This is a genomic window from Hymenobacter sp. R533113 (assembly GCF_056835965.1).
This window is the reverse complement of the sequence record NZ_JAKWBD010000013.1, coordinates 1498526-1525276: the sequence shown is the minus strand read 5'-3', so window position 1 is coordinate 1525276 and position 26751 is coordinate 1498526. Positions and strand designations below refer to the sequence as shown.

The 26751-nt window shown below is 53.9% G+C and carries 23 protein-coding genes; 16 read left to right on the top strand and 7 right to left on the bottom strand.

What is annotated here, in order from left to right; genetic code table 11:
- Nucleotides 1-77: 77 nt before the first annotated feature.
- On the bottom strand, nt 78-1055 hold the full coding sequence (locus MKZ35_RS15985) for an isopenicillin N synthase family dioxygenase (RefSeq protein WP_482514205.1): 978 nt from the start codon (nt 1053-1055) through the stop codon (nt 78-80).
- 127 nt (nt 1056-1182) lie between these two features.
- On the opposite strand from MKZ35_RS15985, the gene MKZ35_RS15980 reads away from it, so the two are divergent.
- The 3 genes from MKZ35_RS15980 (at nt 1183) to MKZ35_RS15970 (ending at nt 5059) form a co-directional block, all read left to right on the top strand.
- Nucleotides 1183-2010 carry a hypothetical protein gene (locus MKZ35_RS15980; protein WP_482514204.1) on the top strand — a complete coding sequence of 276 codons (828 nt, stop codon included), beginning with the start codon at nt 1183-1185 and terminating at the stop codon, nt 2008-2010.
- Between the two features lie 287 nt (nt 2011-2297).
- The gene (locus tag MKZ35_RS15975) at nt 2298-4328 is read left to right on the top strand and encodes an OmpA family protein (RefSeq protein WP_482514203.1); all 2031 of its coding nucleotides are present in this window, start codon (nt 2298-2300) and stop codon (nt 4326-4328) included.
- A 314-nt stretch (nt 4329-4642) separates the two neighbouring features.
- Nucleotides 4643-5059 (top strand): response regulator, encoded by a 417-nt coding sequence (locus MKZ35_RS15970; protein ID WP_482514202.1) that lies wholly within the window; start codon nt 4643-4645, stop codon nt 5057-5059.
- A gap of 126 nt (nt 5060-5185) precedes the next feature.
- Here the strand turns inward: MKZ35_RS15970 and floA are convergent, their stop codons facing one another.
- A complete protein-coding gene (gene floA, locus MKZ35_RS15965) occupies nt 5186-6187 on the bottom strand; it encodes a flotillin-like protein FloA (RefSeq protein WP_482514201.1) in 1002 nt (333 codons plus the stop codon).
- Nucleotides 6188-6271: 84 nt separating this feature from the next.
- Complete coding sequence (locus MKZ35_RS15960; RefSeq protein ID WP_482514200.1) at nt 6272-6838, bottom strand: NfeD family protein; 567 nt, start codon at nt 6836-6838, stop codon at nt 6272-6274.
- 29 nt (nt 6839-6867) lie between these two features.
- Here MKZ35_RS15960 and MKZ35_RS15955 point away from each other — a divergent pair, with 29 nt between their 5' ends.
- Nucleotides 6868-7122, top strand: a complete 255-nt coding sequence (locus MKZ35_RS15955; RefSeq protein WP_482514199.1) for a hypothetical protein — start codon at nt 6868-6870, stop codon at nt 7120-7122.
- A 67-nt stretch (nt 7123-7189) separates the two neighbouring features.
- Here MKZ35_RS15955 and proS read toward each other — a convergent pair whose 3' ends face one another.
- On the bottom strand, nt 7190-8665 hold the full coding sequence (proS, locus tag MKZ35_RS15950) for a proline--tRNA ligase (protein WP_482514198.1): 1476 nt from the start codon (nt 8663-8665) through the stop codon (nt 7190-7192).
- Between the two features lie 193 nt (nt 8666-8858).
- Between proS and MKZ35_RS15945 the strand changes: the two genes are divergently transcribed.
- Nucleotides 8859-10040, top strand: coding sequence for a hypothetical protein (locus MKZ35_RS15945; RefSeq protein ID WP_482514197.1), 1182 nt, complete (start codon nt 8859-8861; stop codon nt 10038-10040).
- 62 nt (nt 10041-10102) lie between these two features.
- Nucleotides 10103-11656: an OmpP1/FadL family transporter gene (locus MKZ35_RS15940; RefSeq protein ID WP_482514196.1), complete on the top strand. Its 1554-nt coding sequence runs from the start codon at nt 10103-10105 to the stop codon at nt 11654-11656.
- A 96-nt stretch (nt 11657-11752) separates the two neighbouring features.
- On the opposite strand, the gene MKZ35_RS15935 is transcribed toward MKZ35_RS15940, so the two are convergent.
- Nucleotides 11753-12703 (bottom strand): hypothetical protein, encoded by a 951-nt coding sequence (locus tag MKZ35_RS15935; RefSeq protein ID WP_482514195.1) that lies wholly within the window; start codon nt 12701-12703, stop codon nt 11753-11755.
- A gap of 185 nt (nt 12704-12888) precedes the next feature.
- Here MKZ35_RS15935 and MKZ35_RS15930 point away from each other — a divergent pair, with 185 nt between their 5' ends.
- Together MKZ35_RS15930 and MKZ35_RS15925 are read left to right on the top strand one after the other, a co-directional pair.
- Complete coding sequence (locus MKZ35_RS15930; RefSeq protein WP_482514194.1) at nt 12889-15111, top strand: S9 family peptidase; 2223 nt, start codon at nt 12889-12891, stop codon at nt 15109-15111.
- Nucleotides 15112-15193: 82 nt separating this feature from the next.
- Nucleotides 15194-16681: an energy transducer TonB gene (locus MKZ35_RS15925; protein ID WP_482514193.1), complete on the top strand. Its 1488-nt coding sequence runs from the start codon at nt 15194-15196 to the stop codon at nt 16679-16681.
- Nucleotides 16682-16704: 23 nt separating this feature from the next.
- Here MKZ35_RS15925 and MKZ35_RS15920 read toward each other — a convergent pair whose 3' ends face one another.
- Together MKZ35_RS15920 and MKZ35_RS15915 are read right to left on the bottom strand one after the other, a co-directional pair.
- Nucleotides 16705-17709, bottom strand: coding sequence for a glycosyltransferase family 2 protein (locus MKZ35_RS15920; RefSeq protein WP_482514192.1), 1005 nt, complete (start codon nt 17707-17709; stop codon nt 16705-16707).
- A gap of 139 nt (nt 17710-17848) precedes the next feature.
- Nucleotides 17849-20152, bottom strand: coding sequence for a DUF6311 domain-containing protein (locus tag MKZ35_RS15915; RefSeq protein ID WP_482514191.1), 2304 nt, complete (start codon nt 20150-20152; stop codon nt 17849-17851).
- Between the two features lie 177 nt (nt 20153-20329).
- On the opposite strand from MKZ35_RS15915, the gene MKZ35_RS15910 reads away from it, so the two are divergent.
- The 8 genes from MKZ35_RS15910 (at nt 20330) to MKZ35_RS15875 (ending at nt 26709) form a co-directional block, all read left to right on the top strand.
- A complete protein-coding gene (locus tag MKZ35_RS15910) occupies nt 20330-20857 on the top strand; it encodes a hypothetical protein (protein ID WP_482514190.1) in 528 nt (175 codons plus the stop codon).
- 39 nt (nt 20858-20896) lie between these two features.
- A complete protein-coding gene (locus MKZ35_RS15905) occupies nt 20897-21439 on the top strand; it encodes a carbohydrate binding domain-containing protein (protein ID WP_482514189.1) in 543 nt (180 codons plus the stop codon).
- 173 nt (nt 21440-21612) lie between these two features.
- On the top strand, nt 21613-22041 hold the full coding sequence (locus MKZ35_RS15900) for a hypothetical protein (RefSeq protein ID WP_482514188.1): 429 nt from the start codon (nt 21613-21615) through the stop codon (nt 22039-22041).
- A 110-nt stretch (nt 22042-22151) separates the two neighbouring features.
- Nucleotides 22152-23153, top strand: coding sequence for a hypothetical protein (locus MKZ35_RS15895; protein WP_482514187.1), 1002 nt, complete (start codon nt 22152-22154; stop codon nt 23151-23153).
- Nucleotides 23154-23227: 74 nt separating this feature from the next.
- On the top strand, nt 23228-23377 hold the full coding sequence (locus MKZ35_RS15890) for a hypothetical protein (RefSeq protein ID WP_482514186.1): 150 nt from the start codon (nt 23228-23230) through the stop codon (nt 23375-23377).
- A 112-nt stretch (nt 23378-23489) separates the two neighbouring features.
- Complete coding sequence (locus MKZ35_RS15885) at nt 23490-24980, top strand: hypothetical protein (RefSeq protein ID WP_482514185.1); 1491 nt, start codon at nt 23490-23492, stop codon at nt 24978-24980.
- A gap of 347 nt (nt 24981-25327) precedes the next feature.
- The gene (locus MKZ35_RS15880; RefSeq protein ID WP_482514184.1) at nt 25328-26086 is read left to right on the top strand and encodes an FkbM family methyltransferase; all 759 of its coding nucleotides are present in this window, start codon (nt 25328-25330) and stop codon (nt 26084-26086) included.
- A gap of 92 nt (nt 26087-26178) precedes the next feature.
- The gene (locus MKZ35_RS15875; protein ID WP_482514183.1) at nt 26179-26709 is read left to right on the top strand and encodes a 3-hydroxyanthranilate 3,4-dioxygenase; all 531 of its coding nucleotides are present in this window, start codon (nt 26179-26181) and stop codon (nt 26707-26709) included.
- Nucleotides 26710-26751: the final 42 nt, after the last annotated feature.

The following is a 26751-nucleotide window of genomic DNA, read 5'->3' as shown; positions in this document are numbered from 1 at the left end:
AAAGCCCCCCAGAAAAATACCGGGGGGCTTTTTTACCTCAAAAATGTTGGCTACCAGATACTAGCTGACAACAACGGCTACTTTTTCTTCAAGCCAAGCTCGATCAAACGCTCATTAAGAAATTCGCCGGCCGTGATATCTTCTTCCTGCTTAGGATTGTCGGGCGTAACGCAGCTTTCCAACGCCGCCAAACTCATCTCGGAGCGCGGATGCATGAAGAACGGGACCGAGAAGCGCGAAGAATTCATTTTCTCGCGGGGCGGATTGACCACGCGGTGAATGGTGCTCCGAAGTACGCCATTGGTCAGGCGCTGGAGCATGTCGCCCACGTTTACCACAATCTGGTCGGGCAGGGCCGTGATGGGAATCCACTTGCCATCCCGACGCAATACTTGCAGGCCGTCGGCCGAGGCTCCCATGAGCAGCGTAATCAGGTTGATGTCGCCGTGTTCGGCGGCCCGCACGGCATCGGCCGGCACCGCGTCGGGGTTCTCGATGGGGAAATAATGGATGGGCCGCAGAATGCTGTTGCCGTTGCGCACCTTATCGTCGAAATAATTTTCGGGCAGATTCAGATACAAAGCAATAGCCCGCAATACGTCCTTACCCGCCGCTTCCAGCGTTTTGTAGGTGGTCAGCGTGGTCTGGTGAAAGCTGGGTACTTCATTCGGCCAGATATTGTCCGGGTACTCGTTTTTGATGGGGTCGTTCGCGTCATCTACCTCTTGGCCTACGTGGTAGAATTCTTTCAGGTCGCCGGTGTTGCGGCCTTTGGCGTGCTCTTTCCCTTTACCGATATAGCCGCGCTGGCCGGCCAGCGCAGGGTTCTCGTAGCTTTGCTTGACCTCATCAGGCAGTGAGAAAAAGGATTTTACGTCGGCGTAGAGCTGGGTGGTTTGCTCTTCGGTTAAGCCGTGGTTACGCAGCGCCACGAAGCCGATGCTTTGGTAAGCATCACCGAGTTGTTGAACGAAGCGCTGCTTGCGCTCCGGGTCGCCCGACCGGAAGTCGGCTAGGTCGAGGGATGGAATTTCTTCCAGCAATGTTGGGTCCATAGCGGAAAATGAAGATACTTTTGAGCAATCATTTCGTATCCTGCAAGGTACTCAAAAATCAAATGTCATCTTTGTAGCTCAACGAGACCGGATAGTCGGCTCTTTTGGTACTATTCCACTTTTCATTATGAAAGCATCAACTTTACTCCTTAATGGCGCCATGTTACTGAGCATCGTAGCCTGCGACACAACCCGTCAGCAAACCGAAACCGCGGCTCAAACTATAGCGGAGAATACGACTCCGGGCGGTTTGTCCAGCATAGAAAAGAATGGTATTCGTCTGACGCCTTTCAATGACTCACCTAAATACCCGGAGTCGCAGATGCGGCTGAAGTCGCCGATTGCCGGCAATATGCTTGCCTCCGGCGCAGTGGCTTTTGATTACGACCTGAGCAACTTCCAGCTTACCAAAATGACCGGTGGGGTGCATGCCGAGCACATGGCAAATTCGCAGCAGGGCCAGCACATTCATAATATCGTAGATAACGAGCCCTACACCGCGCACTACACGACTGAGTTTACCAAGAATATCCCGGATGGGCAGCACGTGGTGCTTTCATTTTTGTCGCGCTCCTACCATGAGAGCCTCAAGCACCGTGGCGCCTACGACTTGCGCCTAATCAATGTAGGCTCAGCACCCGTAACGCCGCTGGGGGCCGATCTGGCGGCTCCCCACATGTTCTATAGCCGGCCCAAAGACACCTATTCGGGCAACGATACCAAGAAGGTAATGCTGGATTTTTATCTGGTTAATACGACGCTGAGCCCAGAAGGCAACAAAGTACGCGCTACCATCAACGGGACTGAGTTTATGCTGGACCAATGGCTGCCATATATGATGGAAGGCTTGCCGGCCGGCCAAAACACCGTACAGCTGGAGTTGGTCGATACGAATGGTACCGTTATTCCCGGACCTTTCAACTCTGTTACCCGCACATTTACTCTTCAGCCCTAAACAGCTGTAGCTGCTTGCTTGGCTCTTGGTAAGAAAGCCTGTTTACACTTCGTAAACAGGCTTTTTTGACGCTAATGCCTTGTGCCTCCCTTTTATAAGGATAAAGTCATAGTTTAAAAAATACTCCATTACCATCACAGTGAGTAGCTTTGGCTTAGCTTTCGCAAACTGGACAGCTTGCTGATTTTACTAAGATTGTAGTTAGGCGAAAAACGAAGCTAAGGAGGGGTCGAATGTGCTGACTCCCAATATTCTTGATGTTAAGTATGCGTATTTATAAGTGTTTTTTGACGTTGGCAGTTGTGCTGGGCTTAAGCTTACAGGCTCAGGCTCAGCATGCTGTATGGGCTAGCAAAGTAGTAGAAGTATCGTCGCAGAAGGCTGAGGGGAAAGAGGCCTTTTCGCCCGAGAAGGTACTAGGTGAGCCTAATGCCAAGCCGCTCGGCCAGGTAAGCAACGATGCCTGGATTCCCAAAAAGGAAGGCAAAGAGGAGTTTGTTGAAATTCGCTTCAGCAAGTCGCTGATTGCCCGCCAGGTGACGGTCGTGGAAAATTTCAATCCTGGTTCGGTTACTAAAATTGAATTGGTCGACACGCGGGGCGGCAAGCACCAGGTATATGAAAACAAAAATCCGGGCCCTATTCCGGAGCTGTTTCGCTCTCTGCAAGTGACTTTTGAGCCGGGCACTTACCGGACTATTGGCGTGATTGTGACCATGAACACGCTCAAGGTGAATGGCGTGAATCAGATTGATGCCATCGGTATTGCCGACGTAGTAGCCACTATGGTGAAGGAGGAATTCAAAACGACCCCCGCAGATGATAACGGCGTGTCGGCCGATTCGATGATGGTGAACCTGGGACCTGCGATCAATTCAAAATACGTTGATACCCACCCGGTTATCTCACCTGATGGTAAGACGTTGTTTTTCGCTCGTCAGGAAAGCCCGCAGAATGTGGGGGGCAGAGAAGATGTGCAGGACGTGTGGTATAGCACGCTGCGCGATGCCGCAGCCAAGTTGTGGAACCCCGCCAAGAACATAGGAGGACCAATTAACACGCCCGGCCCCAATGGCTTGGCGTCGGTTTCATCGGATGGTAATGCTGTAGTGTTGATCAACGTCTACAACCCCGATGGCTCACTTGATCCGAAAGGCTTGAGCATGGCCCGGCGTACACCCACCGGCTGGACAAAGCCGATGAAGATGGTGGTGGAGGATTTTTATAACGATGACCCCGAAAACGTTGACTTCTATCTCGCTACATCGGGCAAGGAGCTGCTGATGGCGGTAGAGCGCAAAGATGGGCAGGGTGAGCAGGATTTGTACGTAAGCTTGCTTAAGAGCGACGGTAAAACCTGGGAGAAGCCTCGCAATTTGGGTACCTCGGTGAATACCAAGAAGGCTGAGTTTGCACCGTTCCTGGCTGCCGATGGCAAAACCCTGTATTTCGCTTCGGAAGGCCATGGCGGCTACGGCAAAAGCGACATTTTTTACAGCAAGCGCCTCGACGACACCTGGACTAGCTGGACCAAGCCGCGTAATCTGGGCTCCAATATCAATTCCTCTGACTTCGACGCTTACTATACCGTGTCGGCGGCGGGAGACGATGCTTACCTGGTATCGTCGCGCAATGGAACAGAAGGCTCGCGCGATATTTTCCGCATTGGCCTCACGCCCCAGTTTCGGCCGGAGGTAGTAACCCTGGTTCGGGGTCGCGTACTGGATGCAACCACCAAAAAACCCGTTGCCGCCAAAATTCGCTATGAAAATCTGCTGACCGGCGAAGAGCTGGGCGTAGCAGAAACCAGTCCCGTAGATGGCTCCTATACGATTGTATTGCCTTCAGGAGCGCACTATGGCTACCGCGCCGAGGCGGCCAACTACATTTCCGAGAGCGACAATATCGACGTAACCGACCGGCAGAAGTACACCGAGCTTACGCAGGACCTGTATCTGATTCCGTTTACGGTGGGGCAAACCATCAAGCTGACCAACATCTTCTTTGCCCAGAGCAAGTTCCTTCTGCGGGAGAACTCATACCCGGAGCTGCAACGCCTGATCGGGATTCTGAAGGAGTACCCGAATATGGAAATCAGGCTGGAAGGCCACACCGATAACCAAGGCGACCCGGCTCTGAACGTGAAGCTGAGCCTGGACCGCGTAAATGAGGTAAAAAAGTACCTGGTGGCGCGGGGCATTTCTGCCACTCGTATCACCACAGAAGGCTTTGGGGGCAGCAAGCCCGTAGGCAGCAATGATCAGGAAGAAACGCGCCGCCTCAATCGGCGGGTGGAATTCAGGATTACGAAGAAGTAGCGTTTCGCTTATCTATAACTTCCCTTTCAAAAAAGCCCCCCAGTCTGCTGGGGGGCTTTTTTGTGGCCTGCAATTCTCGTAGTGACGTGTGACATCAGGTTCTGGAGAACCGTGAATTTGAAGTTTGGAGATTATGAGATTGTAGGCTCATCTAAACTATGATCCTACTTTTATCGTCTACTTCAGCGAGTAGCCGTACTTCAAATTAAAAACGAAAAACCAGCGTATCTCTACACAAGCAGGGCATTTGATTGTCTGAAGCAGCAATAAAGACACGCTTTTCCTACGCTGAACGCCCAATATTACCTCTGCCTGTGGATAAGATTTCTTGCACCCTCTTAGTAGACGACGACCGAATTAATAACTTTCTCAATCAGAGGCTTTTGGAAGGGCTCAACATGACGGAGAAGCTGCTTACGGCCCTGAATGGCAGGGAGGCACTTTCCCTGTTTGAGAAGGAGTGTCGGGAGGCCAACTGCCCGGCGCTGGTATTGCTCGATGTGAACATGCCCGTGATGAACGGCTTCGAGTTTCTGGAGGCCTACGACCAGCTTCCGTTTACGCCTAACGAGCCCGTCATCATCATTATGCTCACCACCTCGTTGCACCCGCGCGATGTGGCGCGCGTGCAGCAACTAGGCATTGCGGGCTTCCTGAATAAGCCATTGACAAAGGAAAAGGTGAACGATATTCTGAAAGCCCATTTTAATAGAGAGCTGCCGCAGGAATAAGGAAGAGTAGGCTTGCCCAGGCAGCACTGCCGGATTATAAAGCAAAGAGCCACCCGAACGTGAAGTGTCTGGGTGGCTCTTTATACTAAACAATACGGCAAAAGCGCTGGTTGGTGCGGCTGCTTATCAGCTTTGACGGGTCTCGTCGCGGCCGGGCTTGCTGCTGCTACTTTGCCCCCCAGGATTCGCAATGGAGTCGCGCATGTCGGTGTCCGACTGAATGTTGCGCATTTTGTAGTAGTCCATAATACCCAGGTTGCCACTGCGGAACGCTTCGGCCATAGCTTTCGGAATCTCGGCTTCGGCCTCCACTACGCGGGCTTTGGCCTCCTGCGTCTTGGCGCGGTTCTCCTGCTCCACGGCTACGGCCATAGCCCGGCGTTCTTCGGCTTTAGCTTCGGCCACTTTCAGGTCGGCCGTGGCCTGGTCAATTTGCAGCTTGGCACCGATGTTTTCGCCGATGTCGATGTCAGCAATATCAATGGAGAGAATCTCGAAGGCCGTTCCTGCGTCCAGGCCTTTGCTTAACACCAGCTTCGATATTTTATCCGGGTTTTCGAGCACCTCTTTATGGGAGCGCGACGAGCCGATACTGGTTACAATGCCTTCACCTACACGAGCCAGAATGGTTTCTTCACCCGCGCCTCCTACAAGCTGCGTGATGTTGGCGCGCACCGTAATGCGGGCTTTGGCAATAAGCTGAATGCCATCCTGCGCTACCGCCGCCACGTTGGGCGTATTAATGACTTTGGGATTTACGGAAGTGGTGACGGCCTCGAATACGTCGCGGCCGGCCAGGTCGATAGCAGTAGCTTGCTTGAAAGTGAGCGGGATATTGGCCTTATCAGCCGAAATAAGCGCTTTGATAACGCTGGGAATATTGCCGCCAGCCAAATAGTGCGTTTCCAGATCATTCGCAGTCAGCTCCAGACCAGCCTTAGTCGAGGTAATCAAAGAGTTGACGATGAGCGTGGGTGACACCTTGCGCACTCGCATGAGCACCAGCTGAAACAGGCTGACCCGCACGCCCGAGAAAATAGCCGTAATCCAGAGGCCAATAGGAAAGAAGTATAAAAAGACCAGCAGAGCTACCGCCGCGATGGCAAGCGGGACGAAGGGAAACTCCATTAAGTTGGGGCGTTAGGCGTAAGTGAAACAAGGAAAAAGCAGGCGGGGGGCTTTCTAAAGCTAAGCTTGGTACTGCTTTAAAGGTTATGCTTGCTCTACAATAATACGGTTCTGCTCGATGCCCAGAACGCGCACGGGGGTGCCGGCATCCAGAAATTCGCCCCGCGTGGCGACTTCACGCCGATCATCACCAAATAAGACAGTACCGGCCGGGCGTAGCGCCGATAGAGCCCGCCCGGTAGTGCCGGGCTGTACATCGGGGCGGCGCACATCCCGCACGTGACTGTCATTCACATCGGTGAGGGCAAACCTATGCAGATTTTTCGGTCGGAGGCCCACATACAGCATAACTCCCGCGGCTACCACTGAAAACAACAGCGCATAGTGGCCCGCGGTAGAACCCAAATCACGATAGCCCAGCCATACGCCCACCACCAGCAACCCAAAGCCGATCAGCCCGACCAAAGTAGTGCCCGGAATAAAGAGTACCTCAACTACTAAAAACAGCAAGCCAAAAAGCAACAGTAAAACAACAGTAAGCCAGTCCATAAAAAGAGAAGTTGGATGTGTTCTTAAATATACACAAAAACAAGAGCCACAGCCACGAAGGCTGGTACACGGGTGGATAGCTTTTTCGGGTAGCCAACCCACCCTCTGCCCAGCGCTTTCGTATTTGGGGCATGATGAAACAACGTGAAATAACCGACCATTCAAATACCACCTGGACCTGTGTGCAAGCCTATGCCGGCCTCGATAGCAAAACCGCCGAGCAAGCCACCAAGCTAGCCGAATCAGAAGATGGAACTGTGACAGTAGTTTGTACGCCCAGCGGCGGCGCCCAAACAGTGAGGCTAGCGCTTAATAAAGAATGGATGGAAGATCTTTCAGATGAGGAGCTTATCACTGCTATTGAGTCGGCTGGGTCTGGCAACTAGTAGAACAAACAGTAAAAAAGCCCCCCACTACAACTAGCGGGGGCTTTTTTAAGCGAAGATAATACTACTAGTAAGCTCGCGCAAAGTGGGCGCGGCGCGTGCTGGGCTTGCCAGTCACGATGCAGATGCCATCTTCATCAGGCTCGGCAAGCGCCAGGCAGCGAATGGTGGCTTTAGTTTCCTCCTTAATGCGCTCTTCCGTTTCGGACGTGCCATCGTAATGCGCTACGACAAAGCCGCCAGGGCCATCGAGCACCTGCTTGAACTCCTCGTAGCTCTCCACACGGGTAGTGTGGGTTTCGCGGAAGGTCTGGGCGCGCCGATAAATGTTGGTTTGGATGTCCTGAAGCAACTGATCGATGTTATTCACGATGTCGGCGAGCGGCAGGTTCAGCTTTTCCTTGGTATCGCGGCGGGCTACTTCTACTGTCCCGTTCTCCAAGTCGCGCATACCGATGGCCAGCCGCACGGGCACGCCTTTCAGCTCCCACTCGGCAAACTTAAAGCCGGGACGCTCCGTGTCGCGGTCGTCGAGCTTCACGCTGATGCCGCGCTCCAGCAAGCCCATCTGAATCGGCCGGATGCGCTCCTTCAGCTCCTCGAGCTGGCCGGTTTTGTAGATGGGCACGATGACCACCTGAATAGGAGCCAGCTTGGGGGGCAAAATCAGGCCGTCGTCGTCGGAGTGCGCCATAACCAAGGCGCCCATCAGGCGGGTGCTTACGCCCCAGCTCGTGCCCCACACGTACTCCAGGCCGCCTTCTTTATTAGCGAACTGCACGTCGAAGGCTTTGGCAAAATTCTGCCCCAGGAAGTGGGAAGTACCTGCCTGCAAAGCCTTGCCATCCTGCATCAAACCCTCGATGCAATACGTTTCGAGGGCGCCCGCGAAGCGCTCATTTTCCGTCTTCACGCCTTTCACCACCGGCAGCGCCATCCACTCCTCCGCAAACTCGGCGTACACGTCGAGCATCTGACGAGTTTCGGCAAGGGCTTCCTCGGCCGTAGCGTGGGCCGTATGACCTTCCTGCCACAGGAATTCGGCGGTGCGTAGAAACAGGCGCGTGCGCATTTCCCAGCGCACTACGTTGGCCCACTGGTTGATGAGTAGGGGCAGGTCGCGGTAGCTCTGAATCCAATTTTTGTAGGTGCTCCAGATGATAGCCTCCGAGGTAGGACGCACAATTAATTCCTCCTCCAACTTGGCATTCGGATCGACGCGCAACTTTCCCGGATTGTCGGGGTCTGTTTGCAACCGATAGTGCGTTACTACGGCGCATTCCTTGGCGAAGCCTTCCGCGTTTTTTTCTTCGGCTTCAAACAAACTTTTGGGCACAAACAGCGGAAAGTAAGCGTTTTCGTGGCCCGTGCGCTTGAACATATCGTCGAGCTGGCGCTGCATCTTTTCCCAGATGGCATACCCATATGGCTTGATAACCATACAACCCCGTACAGCCGAGTTCTCGGCGAGGCCGGCGCGCTTTACTAACTCATTGTACCACAGGGAATAGTCTTCGCTCCGCTTCGGCAAACTTTTACTCATTTTTGGAGTATCTTTAAATAAGCAAATCTGTTCGTACTCTGGTACAACATTTGACAATACAAAAGGCACCGTTTCGGGGCAAATTACGTTATTAAAACCCAAGCAGTCCGCTACATTAGCGGAGAAGAGCGTGGGTCCTGTTAGGTTACCCGTATTATCTACTTTCTTGGTTCACACTTTCGCGCCAGCAAACATGAAAAATTTCCTCCCAGCCTTATTGCCCGCTTTGGCCCTGCTTACGCTCGGGGGCTGCGTTGGCACATCGGCGCTCACCTCCACGGAGAGCGACGGTGTTTATTATACTTCCAAGGATAAAACCACGTTTGTGGCCTCAGCGGCATCTGCCTCGCCTGCGGAAGGTGAATACGAAGCCACAACCGATGAGGCGGCCAATCCTGACTATAATGGGAATGCTTCGTCATCAGCCGCTCGTGGTGGCTCATCAGAGTACTATGATGAGGACTATGGCTATTCGACACGTATTCGCCGCTTTCATCAACCTTATCGGGGCACAGGCTTGGGCTACTACGATTTAGCGTATACCGATCCTTTCTGGTATGGGTCTAATGCTTATTACGGCGCTTACTCGCCCTATGGTAGCTTCTACGATCCTTTCTATAGCCCCTACGCTTTTGGCGGTGGTAATTTCATTAACATTGGATTAGGCTTCGGCAATCCTTGGTCGCGCCCTTGGCGATATGGCTACGGTGGCGGCTATGGCCTCGGCTACTATGATGGTTTCAACAATGGCTACTATAACCGTCTGGGTGGTTACGGCTATGGTGGTGGCTTAGGCTATGGCGGTCTGGGCTACGGTGGTGGGTATAGCCGCAACTATACGGATAACCGCCGCAATGCAAATGTGGCCCCGCGCCGCGACCGGAGCAGCCAGGCATACACTTTAGACCGGCCGTCCAACAGCGGCCCTGTAATGTCTACCCGCAGCCGGGGTGGCAATGTGGTGGATGGCTCCGCCGCACCTGCTCCCACTACTGCCGGCCGTGGCCGTGGTCGTATTCTGAACTCGTCGGGTGACACGTCGCAGCCCACTACGCAGCCTTCGCAGCCCGGTGTGGTCACGGAATCGGCTACCAGTGCCAGCCAGCCTCGGCGGTGGCGCACGGTAGAGCCGGCTTCGAATGATGGTACTTCTTCGCCTTCTCAGACTACTCGGACTTTCCCTTCACGGCGGGAGATGCGCACCGCACCGAGTGAGCAAGTATCACGCCCGCAGCGCTCTGAGTCTTCGACATCGGAGCGTTCAACCCGGACGTATTCACAGCCTTCGCGTTCGGAATCCTATTCCGCGCCTTCATCGAGCCCCAGCAATAGTGGCGGGAGCAACAGCGGTGGAAGTCGGGGACGCATTCGCTAAGGCAACAGCGTAAGCTCAAGAATCTACGCACGCTCGTTTACACGAACTGTCTTTTTTCCTTCATGAAAAACCTGAAATACTGGCTTGGTTTGACCCTTTTGGGTTGGGCCAGCCACGCCTTTGCCCAAAGTGAAACGGATGCGCTACGGTATTCGCAGCTGCAATTCGGGGGCACATCCCGGACGCTGGGTATCGGCGGAGCCAATGTAGCCGTGGGCGCTGACCTCGGAAACTTAGTAAGTAACCCAGCTGGTCTGGGGCTTTTCCAACAGTCGGAAGTGAGCTTCACGCCAGGCCTGAGTATTGGCAGTAATACTGCTTCAGGCACCGGTTCCCAACTATCGGAGTCACGCAATGGTTTGCAGATAGCAAGCCTGGGGGCCGTTTTTGTGAACCGTCGCCCCGATGGTGATAACACCTCAGACTGGCGGGCCGGAGCCTTTGCCGTGGGCCTGAACCGAGTAAATGATTTTAACACGAGCTTCCGCTATTCGGGCACGGTTCAGGATAATCAGTCATTTTTTCAGCGCCTCCGCGAGCCCCGCCTCCTGAACGGCTCCCTGCCCCAGACGCTGGATGATATTGTCAAGCAGTACAACAATAACGAGTATCTGGATCTGGAAGGGTTAGCCTACGGCGCTTATCTAACTAATATTCAGGATAATGGGCCGGGGACGGCTGAGCGGATTGTAACGGTGCCACGCAATGGCCCCATCCAGCAGCAGGAAACGGTGGTGAACGAAGGCTCGCAAACTCAGTTTGATTTCGGCTATGGTGCCAGCTACCGGGATAAGATTTATATCGGAGGCGCCATTGGCATTGTGAATACGCGCTTCATCCAAACCCGCGAATTCAGCGAGTTCGGTACTAACCCGAACAGCGGCGTGAGTCTGACACTGCGCGATAACCTCGAAACGCGGGGTAATGGCTTCAATGCGCGGCTGGGGGCCATTTATCGGCCCAATGACCAAGTGCGGGTTGGGGCTTCCGTCCAAACGCCTACGTTCATGCAGCTCGATGATACCTATAGTACCTCCCTCACCACGAAGTTCACGCCACCCATTGAGTTCGTTAACGAAACGGGGCAGGTCATCGACCGGATTTCTGATGGGTCGGCTTCGAGTAGCGGCGAGTTCAGCTACCAACTGACTACGCCTTTCCGGGCATCAGGAGGCGTGGCAGTGCTCATCGGCAAGTATGGTTTTCTAAGCGGCGACCTGGAATATGTAAACTATCCCGGCGCACGGTTGAGAGATGATTCTGAAACTGGACTCTCTGGCTCTTTCAGTTCGCAAAATGACGCCATTACGGCCCTGTACCGCTCCACAGTGAATGTGCGCATCGGTGGCGAGGCCCGTTATAATGCATTCCGCTTTCGGCTAGGATACGCCCGCTATGGCAGCCCGTATGAAGGTAGTGGCCTAGATGGCACCCAGAACTACTTCACCGGTGGCCTTGGCATTCGCCAGAATAGGTTCTTCTTGGATGTAGCTGGTGTGTATAACACAGGTAACCAGTATTATCGGGCCTATACCCTCAACTCAGGAAATGAGCCCGTGATTGCCGTGGAAGCCAGCCGCTTCACTACTTCAGTAACCGCTGGTATTACTTTCTAGCCAGCAGTAGCTACCGCGTAAAAAAGCTGCTCCCTTAAATGGGAGCAGCTTTTTTTAATGAACCAGAAAATTTTGCCCCCCAGCCGTACCTTATGGCTACTTCGTGACGCGCACGCGCAAATCGACGGTCGGGCGGTCGGAGGTAGGCAGTTTTTCTACCAGTAGCAGGCCAGTTTGCCCCCCGGCCGTCCGAAACGCATACACTTGGTTGAGGGCCAGCGCTCTGGAGCGCGTAATAGTCGTGTTCTGTGCGTTGTCGAAAGCCGTGATAATAGCTTGCGGACTGGTTGCGCCAGTAAAGCTGGTAGGAGCAAGCAGCGTTTGCTTGAGCACCGTAATGTTTTTCGCTGGCCACGCCTTTACGCCTAATATGTTATTGTTGACAAACAGCTCATCCCTGGGCGTAACAAGAATGGGAGCGTTGCCAGCCGAGGGAAAATACAGCAAGTCAATGCGTTGCTGAAGGTTTGGGTTGGTGCGAACGGCGGTGTTCGGGAATAGTAAGCCGGCACCCAGGTCCAGAAAGCTCAGCGCACGCACACTTATGGGCGCTTGCAGGCGGGCAATGTACTCGTGGTAGGTGGCAGTCAGCGAATCGGTTTTGCGGGTTGTGAGCTGAAAACGACGACTGGCTTTGTTGCCATCAGCATCGATGACCTCGAAGCGCCAGGTTTCGCGGCCCGAAGTGGTACGGGTGCCAAAGGTGAGTTGGTAGGCAAACTTGTGAACCATAAGCAAAGAGTCGAGATAGACCACACTGTCTTTGGGGGCCTCGCCGAGGTCGTAGGGGCTGGCGTAGACAAAGGGTCTCGACTGGGGCTCATACTTCACCGTGATACGCAGGCGCTGAAGCAGGGGCCCATTAGCGGAGTCGCGGTTGTCGGCGAAGATGCGCGTGGAAAGCGTATCGCCGGGAGCCGTTACGAGGCGATTGTTGCTCACAAAGCGGGTGTTACCAACAAAGTCAATTCGTGGGCCCGAGCCGGGCTCAGAAGTGCAGGCTGCCAGCACGCTCAGCAGCGACAGAAGAAACAAAGACAGACGCATAGATAACAAAGGTCGGGGATGGTGGGCGAATGCTAACGCCCCTAAGGCAGAAGCTAGTACGCAACTGGCGGGATGGCGTCGGCTACTTTAATCCAAATTGCCCCCCAGGGTCCAAATTCTACCACCTCTTTGATTTATTGAATACCTTTAACCCACATAACTCCGCCGTCATTTTATTTCACTCTATGAAGTTTCGCTCGTTCGGGCTGGCCTTGTTGCTCACCACGGCTAGTCTTGCTTTAGTACCCCAAATTGCCCCCCAGGCCGTTGCCCAGCAAAAACAAGCCATTACCCTCGAAGATATTTGGTCCAAGCCCACCTTCCGGGCTCGTTCGGTACCCGGCTTCAATTGGATGCGCGACGGCCGCTACTATTCGGCTCTCGATGGCGGCAACCTCATACAGTCGGATGTGACTACTGGTAAGCCCGTTAGCACGTTGGTTTCTGCCCAGGATTTGCGCGTGGCCGGCAGCAACGAGCCACTAGCCGTAGATGGTTACAGCTTCAATGCCGACGAGCAAAAAATCTTATTTTGGACGGCTGAAGAACCCATTTACCGCCGCAGCTCCAAGGCCAACTATTTCGTGTTCGACCGGGCCACCAAGAAGCTGACTCCCCTCAGCGCCGGCGGCAAACAAAGCTACGCCACCTTCTCGCCCGACGGCAAGCGCGTCGCCTTCGCCCGCGACAATAACCTGTTTGTGGTTGACCTGGCCACGATGCAGGAAAAAGCCGTGACCACCGATGGCGTCGTGAACAAAATCATCAACGGCTCGGCCGACTGGGTGTACGAGGAGGAGTTTTCCTTCGCCCAGGGCTTTTTCTGGTCGCCGGATAGCCGCCAAGTGGCTTTTTACACCTTCGATGAGAGCCAGGTGCCCGAGTACAATATGCAGGAGTGGGGCGCGCTTTACCCCAAAGACTACCGCTATAAGTACCCCAAAGCCGGCGAGAAAAACTCGATAGTAAGCGTATCGGTACACGATGTGGCCGCCGGCCGCACCACCAAAATGGACGTAGGCAGCGTCGCCGACCAGTACATTCCGCGGGTGCTTTGGACCAAAACGCCCAATCTGCTCAGCATTCAGCGCATGAACCGCCTGCAGAACAAGCTGGAACTGCTGCACGCCGACGCCGCTACCGGCAAAACCCAAGTGGTACTCACCGACACCGATCCGGCTTACGTAGACGTGGCCGACGACCTGCGCTATCTCAACGACGGTAAGCAATTCATCTTTAGCAGCGAGAAGGACGGCTACCGCCACCTCTACCTGTACGATATGAAGGGCAAGCTGGTACGGCAGCTTACGAAAGGTAATTGGGAAGTAATTGGGGTGGAAGGCCTCGACGAGAAAAACGGTCAGGTGTACTTCACCAGTACCGAGGCCTCGCCCTTGCAGCGCCACCTTTACCGCGTGGGATTGAAGGGCAAAGGCAAAAACCGCTTGGGCGAAGCTGAGCGTGGGGTTGACATCGTGAACATGAGCCCCGATACTCGCTACTATCTCAACTATCACTCCGTAGCGGGCGAGCCGACCACCGTCAGCCTGCGCAACGGCCAGGACGGCAAGCTGGTGAAAGTGCTGGAAGACAATGCCGCCCTCCGCCAAACCCTGAGCCAGTATAACCTCGGCAAAGTGGAGTTTTTTGACTTCAAAACCAGTGAGGGCACTACGCTCAACGGCTGGATGATCAAGCCCGCCAACTTTGACCCCAGCAAGAAGTACCCCGTGCTCATGCACGTGTACGGCGGACCCGGCTCCCAAACCGTGCTCGATAACTCGGGCGGGGGCGTGGCATTTACCAACTACCTCTGGCATCAGATGCTGGCTCAGAATGGCTACATCGTAGTATCAGTGGATGGCCGTGGTACGGGCGCGCGGGGGGCAAAATTCAAGAAAAGCACTTACGCTAACCTTGGCAAGCTCGAAACCATCGACCAAGGCGAAGGCGCCAAATACCTAGGCACGCTGCCCTACGTGGACAAAGGGCGCATCGGTATCTGGGGCTGGAGCTTCGGCGGCTATATGACGGCCCTGGCCATGACCAAGGAGGCCGATTTGTTTAAGGCCGGTATTTCGGTAGCGCCCGTTACCAACTGGCGCTACTACGATACCGTGTATACCGAGCGTTTCCTGAAAACGCCCCAGGAAAATCCCGGCGGCTACGACGATAATTCGCCCGTGCAATTTGCGGAGCAGCTGAAGGGTAAGTACCTGCTCGTACACGGCACCGGCGACGACAACGTGCATTTCCAGAACTCCGTGGCCTGGACCGATGCCCTCGTGAAAGCCAACAAAGACTACCAGACACTTTATTACCCCAACCGCAACCACGGTATTTCGGGCGGCAACACGCGCCTGCACCTCTACCGCCAGATGACGGATTTTATACTGAAAAATCTGTAATAGGTTGTCTGGGGGGCTTTTTGTAGGATGATAGCCCTTGTCATCCTATGCTTTTCTCGTTGTTTATAAGCTGCTTTTTCCAATGGTTCGCATACCAAAAATCTTCGGCCTGGCTGGCTTGCTATTGATGGCAAGCGGATGTCAGCGCGACAAGCCGACTTCCATCGAAGCGCTGGCGCCAGAGCTGGCGCAGGCCGAGGATTTTTCGGATACCATTCCGGCGGCTACCCCGCTGGATACTAGTTCTGGCTCGTGGCACCGCTTGGCCAGGCGCACGAACCCCAATGCACCGCTATTAAGCCGGCGGAGCTTGCGTGGCACCGTCAAATTGCCCCCCGGCGTACCACCGCCACCCCAGGCGGAGCTGCATGATATTACGCTGAAAGCCAGCGAGTATTTTCGCATTGACCCTACGCAAGCCAGTGAAGTACAGGGGCGCGAAGGCACCATTGTGCGAATTCCGGCCGGCTCACTAGTAACGGAGCGCCAGGTTCCGGTCCGTGGCCCCGTATGGGTCGAGCTGAAGGAGTGCTACTCCATGGCTGATATCCTGCTCTCCAACCTCTCCACCGTATCTGACAACAACGACCTGCTCGAAACCGGCGGCATCGTGCTGGTGCAGGCGTCGGCACAGGGACAGCCGCTACAAGTGGCTGAGGGGCAAACGATTCAGATTGATATGCCTGCCCCACGCCGCCAACCGGGAATGCGCCTTTCGCGCGGGCTGGGCGACCGGCGTAAGCAGCTGCGCTGGGTAGCGCTGGCCCCGGAGGCCGAGCCAGTTGAAGATAAATTCTATACGGAGCCTGAAAAAATGCCCGCTTACGGTAAAGGCCCGGCCGATATAAATAAGCTTATCCGGTATCCCCAGCAAGCTATCGCTAACCAAACCCAGGGCCTGGTTTTCGCTGCTTTCGTGGTGGATGAGGCCGGCCGCGTGGTGAATCCCAAGATTGTGCGGGGCCTCGGCGACGGCTGCGACGAGGAGCTATTGCGTGTGCTGCGCCAGACTTCGGGCAGCTGGAAACCTGGTTTGCAGGCCGGGAAAGCCGTAAAAGTAAAAATGGTGCTGCCCGTGCGCTTTGCTTTCCACGCCGGGCTGGCCACGTCGCTTGATAGCGCCAGCAGTACCGAAACCATCGCTGACTCAAAGATGGAGTTAGCAGAAGAAATGCCCCCCAGTACGCCTAGCTTTAAAGCAGAGCCCACCGGCCGCTACTTATTCAGCAGCGCCCAGCTTGGCTGGCTCAACTGTGACCGGGTGTGGCACGCCACCGGCAACCCCGCCACCGACCTTATGGCCACCGCCGATACTGACCCTGCTACCAGCGTGTACCTCGTATTCCGGGAAGCTAAAACCCTGGTAGCTGGTCAGCCAGAAGAAGGAGGCTATGCCTTTCGTAACGTGCCGGCCAATAAGCGCGCCGTCCTCATTGGCATTCGCTACCAGAATGATATCCCGTTTGTAGCCCTACGCGAAACCACTACCGGCCGCCATGCAACCGAAGCCTTGGCTTTTCGCGAAACGATTTTGGAAGAGCTAGAGCGAATGCTGGAGAAAATAAAGTAGCCTCGCCTTACGGGAGTTGGAAGCTACTTATTGGCAACATAGGGCTGCTGGTAGCTGCCTGCCGCGTACGTAGGACCCGCCGACGTTGGGGTCTGAGGCTGCGCCGTGGGGATGTTGGTGTCAGAAATAATGTAGAGCGGCCGGTGCCGGACGTTAGCGCCAATGCGCGCGATGTATTCGCCAATAATACCGATAGCAATAAGCTGCACCCCACCCAGGAAGAGGATGCTCACCATAAGCGAAGTCCAGCCGGGGAGATATGTGTTATCAAGGAAGCGCGACCAGAAGGCGTAAAGTATAACCAGGAAAGCAATGCCGGAAACGATAAAACCACTTACGGTAGCCGCCTTCAAGGGCACTTCGGAATAAGCCGTCAGGCAGTCGATGGCTAGGTGCAGCATCATACGGTACGTCCAGGCAGTTTGCCCCCCAGCGCGTTCGGATCGGTCAAATTCGATAGCCGTCTGACGGTAGCCGATCCACGAAATCTGTCCTCGCAAAAACCGGTTGTGCTCCGGCATCTGGCGCAGCGCGTCTACTACTTTGTAGGAAATAATGCGGAAGTCGCCGGTGTCCAGTGGAATTGAGATGTTGGTGAGCTTAGCCATCACTCGATAAAACAGCTTGGAGGTGATGCGCTTAAATATGCTCTCGCCTGCCCGCCGCCGCCGCTTGGCATATACCACTTCGTAGCCTTCCTGCATTTTGCGGTGCAGCTCAGGGATCAGCTCCGGTGGGTCCTGCAAGTCGGCGTCAATAATAACGGCGGCCAGCCCGGTAGAGAGGTTCAGGCCAGCAGCTACCGCGTTTTGCTGCCCAAAATTGCGGCTGAAGTCAATGTAGCGCACCCGCTGATCGTGCTCCGCTAACTCCCTGATCAGCAACAGCGACTTATCCTGGGAGCCGTCATTCACAAAAATGAGCTCCGTTTGTCCACCCATCGAATCGATAACACTCCGTAAGCGCTTATACAGGGCCGGAATATTAGCCTCTTCGTTGAAAATTGGGATAATGATAGAGAGATCCATAAGCAAGTGAGGAAAGAACAGGCAGCTTAAGCAACTAGGGTTGTTGGACTGGCGTGATAGGGGCGCAAGGAATAATATCCCAATGATCGGGCAAAACTACTACAACTTCTGGTCAGGGCAGAAACGTTTGTTAGCGAACTCAAGGTTCTAAGGAATAGCCGTTTAGTATCAGTCGGCGTTGATTGTCAAACCAATATACATCAGTATCCAAGGGCCGGATAAGGAAGTCATCAACTAGAAGTTCACTGTTATCATATAAGACTTCCAACCGGTCTGTGCCCGGCTTCACTCGTATTGGTACGGCTACCCGCACCCAGTCGCCATCTATTTCGGTGCTATGCCGGGCGTCGGCTACCTGATGGTCTACCAGCGCGCCATTCGCATACTGCTTTACCTGCATATTGCCGTAGCCCTCGGGCATTTTGCCGTTCATCCACACGCTCACCTCATAGCGGCCCGTATCGGCTGGGGCTGGCACGGGGCCATCATATAAGACAGAAAACTTCCAATCAGGCTCGTAAAAGGCGCCCGCGCCAAGCCGGCCCCGGCGGTCTGGGCTGGTAGCAAAAGATTGGAGCATTACGCCTTTTGAAGTAGTGGCGCGCAGCCCACTAGGCCGAATCGGCAGCGTAGGCAGCAGCGTAGCCGCCTTTGCCCGCTCCTGGACTCGCGTAGTGGCAGTCAGAGCGGCCAGAGGTAATTCATAGAGCTTGACATCAGCCGACGCGACGAGGGGGCGGGCCAAACTCACCAGCCGCTGCTCCGCCGGCGACAGCACGCCGTTCGCTACCAACAGCAATAAGGGCTTATCGGAGGGAAATTGCCGCACGAGCGGCTTGCTTAGTAGCGGACTGCTTAATAGCTGCACGTGCCGCAGCACCTGATCTACGGATGGCCGCGACACGTAGCTTGAAAGCTGGGGCAGGCCCGTTGCGATGGATAAACGATGCGTTTCGGCGATGGAAGCTTCGGAGCCTGGCAGGGCAATCTTGTCGCTGCCATTGTTGAAGTAAGGTACCGGCAGAATGGCCTGAAAGTCGCTCGGCACCCGGCCAGCCCAACTCAGATAGTTAACCAAAAGGTTATTGTCCCGATCCATAAAAGCCCGCGCACCGGCTCCCTGGGCTACTTCGCGCGCTTTGGTTGAAACGTTTATCCAAGCCTCGCTGGCCCAAATAAGCAGGAGCAGCGGTAGCCAGGGCAAGGCCAGCAGCGACACGCCGTGTTGGCGCTGATACCGCCAGAGGCGAAACAGGTAGTAGGCGGCGTACGTGGTGAAAACGTAGTAAAAAGGCCAGGCAAAGCGCCCCAAAGCCCGCAGCTGCTTTATCGGCCCCAGATACTTTACCAAGCCGGAGAACCAGGGAAAGATAAAAGGCACCCCAAATGAGAACAGCAGCAGCAAGCCTGCGGCCCACAGCCCCGTATACAATGGAGTAGGCATAGCCCGGCGAAGTCGGAGCCCGTGGCTGCGGCGCTTCCACACATTTCGGATCACCCGGAAGATAGAAACCAGCGCTATACCCGTGGCCACCAACCCTACATAAGACATGGCCTCGAAGCTGATATCGCCGGTGGGCAGCAGCGCGGCCCACACCTCGCGCAGGGGTGAAAGAGCTGGCGTAAAGACTCCGCTGGGCGTTGCCATGTACACTAGGAAGCCGTAGGGGTTAGGCGGCCGGTCGGTAGTAGGATCAGTAAGCCACAGCCAGCCCCGAAAAAGCAGCAACGGTAGCAGGGCAGCCAGGGTCATGCGCCAAAGCATAGCCAGTGGGCGGGGCCGCTGGAAGCTGAGCACTAGTACATGCGCCAGCAGAAAAAAGCAACCGCAGGCCAGGAAATACACCATCACAAGCCCCATGAGCAGGCTGCTGACGCCAAAAATGACGTACCAGCGGAGTTGATTGGGTGCTTCCTGCATGCGCAGAATACAATACCACAATATTGGTACGAAGCAGGGATAGCTAAGTGACATATGCCCCCCAAGGCGCTGAATTTGAGGGGATAAAAATCCGATCAGCAAAGCCATCAAGCCGGCGTACAAAACCGGCATGCGCAAGCGTCGCAGAATGGCGTAAACCACTAAGGGCGTTGCCCATACAGCCAGCAAGGCCAACAGATTGGTGATGGCCACCGTGTGCTCGGCGGCGGGTATGCCCAGGCGTTGCAGCAGATTGATGCCTGCCGCTATCAGCGGCTGCAGGTTGGGGTAAGTAAAGTTTTCCCCAAACGGATAGTTCATCCCGCTAAAGTGGTGACCAGTATCGTAGAAAGCATAATAAGCGGTGGCATAATAGCTTTGAAGTCCATCGCCGGCCGGCAGGAAAAAGTAGTCGTTTGGATTGGCCAGTACAAAGGAGAAAAGCGCAACCAGGAGCACCGTGGCAACTACTCCAACGCCAGCCATTCCCAGCCAGTGCGCGTTTCGACGAGATATAATCATACGGAGAAGCAGAGCGCTATCAGTGATTCAAGCAAGCTGCCTACCTGATTGGTAAAATAGATAAATAACAGCTGTGGGGGCAAAACTACGGTATTGCGACCATAGCTTCCCGCAGTAGTTGTAGCGCCGCCGGCTATATTTGTTGCAGATTACATCTGCTATCACTATCCCCTTTTTATGCGCCATTTGGCTATTGGGCTCGCTCTCGTGCTGCTGACCACCGCTTGTTCGCAGAATGCCAGCGAGAAAAATTCGGCGAATACTGCCGGTCGGGTGTTGGTCGATACGAGCTTTGAAGACCTGGAGGGCTGGGTACCCGAAAACCCATCCTTGACTCAGGAAAAGGCCCATACCGGGCGTTATTCCATCAAAATAGACCCCAGTACGGAGTTCAGCTTAACCTATATCAACCAACTATATCGGCTTTCGCCCAAGCGATTTAACAAAGTGCGCCTCACGGCCTGGGGTCAACTCACGGCTCCCGGCGCGGCCGCCGTGGTATTCCAAATTACACGTGCCGACCAGACCACCGCTTTTTACGAGAAGATTGATATCAGTGAGGTAAATGCGTGGGGGCAGATAAGCCAGGTGCTGACCATGCCAGCGGTGCTGAACCCAGCAGATCAGGTGAAAATCTATCTGTGGCGCGCCACGGCTACGGCCCCTGCTTACTTGGATGACCTTACGCTCAGCGTTGAACCCTAAAAATCCCCCATAAAGTTTACGAATAATAGAAATCATAAAATGCGTATTGCTCCAGCTTCTCTAGCCTTGCTACTCAGCAGCCTACTGCTACTCAACTGCGACGGCTCTGGCTGGGAGGCTTCTGCCAATGATAAAACCTTGATAGATACCAACTTCGATGAGTTAAGAGGCTGGATTGATAATACTGCGGGCTTATTGAGTAACAAAGAAGCGCACAGCGGGCGCTACTCGCTTACTGTTGGCGGCGGGCAGGAGTACGGAATGACATTTATGTGCCCACTCGGCGAGCTTACCGCCATTAAGCCTCGCAAGCTACACGTGCAGGCTTGGGTGAAAAAGGAGGCTGCCACGCGAGCACAACTTGTGGTCGAGGTTATTAATCCGGCCACTGACGAGCGAGTATTCTGGCAGGCCGTGGATTTGTTCGAAAGCGGCATCCCTGGTAAATGGACAAAAGTAGAGACTGATCTGGTTATGCCTGATACTATTGCCTTTAACCATCTGTTGAAGATATATATGTGGGGAAACGCCGCCCCGCAACCTGTGTTCCTTGACGATTTGCACATAACCTCTGCCGACTAGGTGACAGATTCTTCAAGACCTTCTCTATAGTATATACCGTGGCTGTACCCGCGTATTCTTTCTTCAAATCAAGAATAAGGCAGTTAGCTGCGCGCTGTATGGCGGTCAGTATCAGTCTGGCTTTTGCTGCCTTAAGTAGTTGTCAGTCAAAATCCCCAGCTATTGTTTTGCAGATGGGATACGAGGACGTGCACGGGGTAGTGGAGCCAGAGCCCGAGTGGCTAACAGATACAGTCGCGCATTCTGGCCGGTGGGCTACCCAAATGCTGGCAACCGCCGACTATGCGGCAACCGTTACGAAAAGCTGGGCGGAGTTATCAAGCCCTAAGCGAATGCGCGTAGGCGGTTGGCTGTGGCTGCCGCATGGCCGCTCGCATACGGCGCTGGTGGTGCAGGTGGAGCGCAATGGCGAAACGATTTATTACCGAATTCAGCCCCTAAACGACGTAGTAAAGCGCTACAAGCAGTGGCAGTTGGTGCATCAGACCCATGTATTGCCGCCCGATATGCAGGCTACGGATCAAGTAAAAATCTATTTGTGGCAGTGGAGCTATCACTACAAGTTTTATTTCGATGACCTGTTTGTGGAAAAACTACGCTAATGCTACCGCTTAAATCGCCTGCTCTCCAATCGGCTATTAGCTGGGCACGAACCATTTCTCACAACCGTATTGCGCTTATCGGCTCAGTGCTGGTAGTGCACCTGGGTCTAGTGTTGGCTGCTTACACGGTCCTGTACACTTTCGGGATTATTCAGCAATTGCCGACCAATGAGAAGTTGATTACGTGGGATGCCGGCCTGTTTTACCGGGTATCACAAACTGGCTACGACGACGCGGCGAGCGGTATTAATGCCTTTTTCCCCTTGCTACCAGTAGTATGGCGGCTAACCGGCCTCAGTGCAACGGGGATAAGTGCGTTGAATATTGTCTGCAGTTGTGGTGGCATGGGCATCATCGCCTGGGCTTTTCACTTATCGGCCCGCCAACTCTTTGTAGTCCTTTCCGGGCCCATGCTTTTTTTTACGATGGTGCCGTATTCAGAAGCCTTTTTTATTTTGTGGGGGGCTTTTTTACTAGCTGGACTGCACCGGCACCAGTATTGGCTAGTGATTGTAGGCCTGTTGGGAGCCTGCCTTACCCGCTCCGCGGCCACCCTATTTATTCCTGCTTATCTGTTTGCTGAGCTACTCTGGTGGGGCACGCAGCCCTGGTATAAGAGCTTGTTTCGCATTACGGCCGGCGTGCTAACTATAATTAGCGCTGTTGGTATTGTAATGGTGGCTCAGTACAAGAGCCATGGTGACGCTTGGGCCTTCTATAAAGTACACTCCCTCTGGCAGCATACGTTTCGATTACCCGAATTGCCCCTTCATAGCTCAGCAGGCATCAATGTCTTGTGGCTCGATGCTTTTGCGCTACTAATAGCCTTGTGTAGCCTGCTTGGTTGCTTAGTCTTGGGAATCAAATGGTTAATCAGCGGGCTTAGTAAGGCACATAAAGGCGCCACATTTACTTCGCGGGCGGTGCTATTCTCCCTTGGCTATTGCGTTGGGGCTGGGTTCTTTATTTTGTTTTATCAAGGGGGGACCTGGTGGGGCTTGCCCGATACGTTTTGGCTTCGCCTTTCTTTGTTGTATTGCTGTGGTATACCTGGAGTTTGCCCCTCCAGCAGAAGCGTTGGTTACTCGCTGCTGTGCTTGTTGTTAGCCTAGTTATAGTTTGTGGGCTGGGCGGCCTATGGCAGTTCAATAGTTTTTACCCTGGGCAAGCCGCTGTCTATTTTGCCTTGCTGCTACTTTATGTATTGACTTACCTCACCGTAAGCTCCGGCGTGGTACCGTGGCACCGGGAAATTGCCGCCGGTCTATACCTCACTAACCTGCTGCTGCTGATCTATCTGCACACGCTCTTCGTTCAGGGCGTCTGGATTAATTAGCTTGGGTAGAATGGTGCCACCTAATTTTTGTGAAGGACTGCATTATACAAAATCGAATAAGAAGCAGCTATTGCCACCGTTACGGCAATAGCTGAAGTTATAGTCTCTACTCATGAATACTTCCACGCTTAGCTCGCGCTCTTACGCTCAACACCTCTTGAAGCGGGAGTACAGCCACACAGCCTTCTTTCTAGTTGCTTTCCTGCTGTTTTTGGTGCACGTATTTACATCGGGCCATTCTCAGCAGCATTACGATTCGGCTGTCTATTGGCAGCTGGCTGGCAGCTTCGATGTTGAGGGCACAAGAAGCTTTTCCTTTTATAATTTCAATAATGAGCTGCGCGGGTATTTACTGCCGTTACTCTACTATCCAGCTGTTCTGCTCACGCGCAATGTGTTCACTACCGATGTAATGGCGGCGCCCAAACTATTCGGCGCGCTCCAGGCAGGTCTCTTATTTGGAGTAGTATTTCCGCTGCTATGGCAGCGCGTAACCGGCCGGCTAGTGACGCCAGGGCGTCGGCTGGCTTTTATTCTAATTTGCTTCGCGTTGTGGCGGGACCATTTCAATTTTGTACTCAGTGATTTTCCGGGGCTGCTAGTATTAGCTACGGGCATACTGCTGGCCTATGGTCCCCGACCTCTATGGTATGCGCTTATCGCTGGAATGTTCACTGCCGCCGCCTTATACATTCGTCCTGTTTACATAATCACGGCTCCTCTCCTGTTTGTGCTACTATGGCAACAGAGCAGCGTGGCTGCTGGGCGCGTAGTTTCGCTTGGCGTGAGCGCACGCCTGAGCTTATTTGTGCTTGGGTGGATAGTAGTAGGGCTGCCGCAGCTTCTAATCAATAAGCATAACTTTCAATCAAATAGCTTCTTAGTACGCAGTGAGACCAACGAATATCAAGTGCAGGGAAATAAAAACTTATACCTGTGGCACCTGAATGCAGGTATCCTGATGCAGCGGTACGAGACGAATATTGGAAAAGAGTATGCTGAGCCACAGATGATCTTTGGTGATCGGGTAGGACACGCCATACATCTGCGCAATGGTGGCGGCACACAGGCTTCTTTCTTGAACTATATACGCTACGGAGGCTTTATCCTTGACTCGTATCCAGCTTATGTACGTTTTGTCAGACAGCAGCCACTGGACATGATGGCCCTATATGCCCGCCATTTCTTCAATGGGTTAGATATACTCTACACAAGCCCATATGTATCAAAGGTGCATTCCTCCGCTTCTTGGCTGTCATTAATCAACTACTCAGCGCTTTTCGTCGCTATACTAACCATCGGGCAATACTGGTACCGGTTGCGAATTGGGTCAGCGTTGGTAGTAGCCGCGTTAATAGTAGCTAGTTTAGTAGCAATCCCAACGGTGATAGAGTGTCGGTTCTTTATTGGTCTGCATGCGGTGCTACTAGCTATTGCCTGCTTTGGCAATACTATCGGAATACAGTTTCTCCGCTCGCGGAAAGTTGTTCCACTGGTAGCTGCTTATGGAATGTTTTTGATTGTGTGTTTTACACTTTCAGCTACTACCCAAGCCACTTTGGAGATGGAGCCAAAAACCATTCACTCCTACCAGAAGCCTTAAGGCTCACTGCTGTAACCTCTGAATATTTCCCATCAGCTCCAGCTCGCGCAGCCGATTCAATACTTGCGTAAGGGTGGGGGCCTCATTGTAAACAGGGGTACGGATGGAGAAGGTATCGCGCTTTACCGAAGCGAAGGAGCTAAGAGAGGCGGTACCGCGAAGGCAGAAGGTTGTGGCCGGAGTAACCGTCCGGCGGCCGCAGACTTAATACATCCAATAACGTATTAGGGCTATATCGAAGTTGTAGCTTGTTGGCTTCATCCCAAACGAGTAAGTGGAAGCACGCAAGGCATAGTTGCGTACTTTTGCCCCCTACTTATTACCTACGATAGTTTCAGAGCCCTTTCATGAAGGAGTTGGCCAAAAAGATTCTAAAACGTTTACCTATTGCTTTCACTAAAAACCAGCAATACGACCGCGATACAGAGCGGGTGTTGCATGCTGTGTGTCATGCGCGGGCAAACTGCGTGGATGTGGGCTGCCATAAGGGCGAAGTGCTGGAGCTAATACTTAAATATGCCCCCCAGGGCCAACATTTTGGCTTTGAGCCCATTCCGGATTTATACGAGAAGCTGACTACCCATTTCGCGGGCTACGCCAACTGCCATTTTTTTCAGTTGGGACTCAGCAATGTGACCGGCGAAACCTCCTTCAACTACGTGCTCACCAACCCGGCCTATAGTGGCTTTGTCAAGCGCAAATACGACAAAGCCGACGAAGTTGACACGCTGATTACGGTGCGCAAACAGCCGCTTGATCAAACTTTGCCCCCCGACACGCGCATCGACCTGATAAAAATTGATGTGGAGGGGGCGGAGCTGGAAGTATTGCAGGGCGCGGTAAAAACCATTCAGCAGAGCCGGCCCGTTATCATTTTTGAGCACGGCCTGGGCGCCTCCGATTACTATGGCACCCGACCCGAACAGGTGTATGAGCTGCTCACGGGCACTGGCAACCTACATGTGTCCACGATGGCGCGGTGGCTGGCCCGGCAGCCGGCCTTCACGCATGCGGAGTTCGTGGAGCAGTTCGAGAAGTCGCTCAATTATTATTTCATGGCTTATCCAGCGGAGAAGGCGAAGAGTAAACGGAAGGCCAGTGCCTGACCTATTGATTTTAATGAGGAAGGAAGAATTGTCGTCCTATAACTTCCTCGTTTCCCATTGATAATTCCTCATTCTTAATTCTTTATTAAAAAATGCCTCTTGCCCGTCCCTTCAATTTTCAGCAGTGGATTGATGAGCACCGTCATCTGCTAAAGCCGCCCGTGGGTAATCAGCAGGTCTTTACGGATAATAAAGACTTTATCGTGATGGTAGTGGGCGGCCCCAACGCCCGCAAAGACTACCACTACGATGAGGGCGAAGAGCTTTTTCTGCAGATCGAGGGCGACATTGTTATTAAGGTAATTGAGGACGGAAAGCCAGTGGATATTCCGGTGCGGGCTGGCGAGATGTTTCTGCTGCCGGGCGGCATACCGCATTCGCCCCGGCGCCCGGCCGGTACCGTGGGGCTGGTGCTGGAGCGCTACCGCACGGCCGGCGAGCTGGATGGATTTCTGTGGTTTTGCGAGAATTGCGGCACCAAGCTGCACGAGGAGTACGCCGAAATCACGGATATCGTGCAGCAATTGCCCCCCATCATGAACCGCTTCTGGCAATCGGAGAAGCTGCGTACCTGTAGCAACTGCGGAACGGTGATGGAGAAGCCGACACCAGTGCCTGCCTAGCGGCAGCTTATTTGGTGTCGGTCAGCAAACCCATTGTGGCTA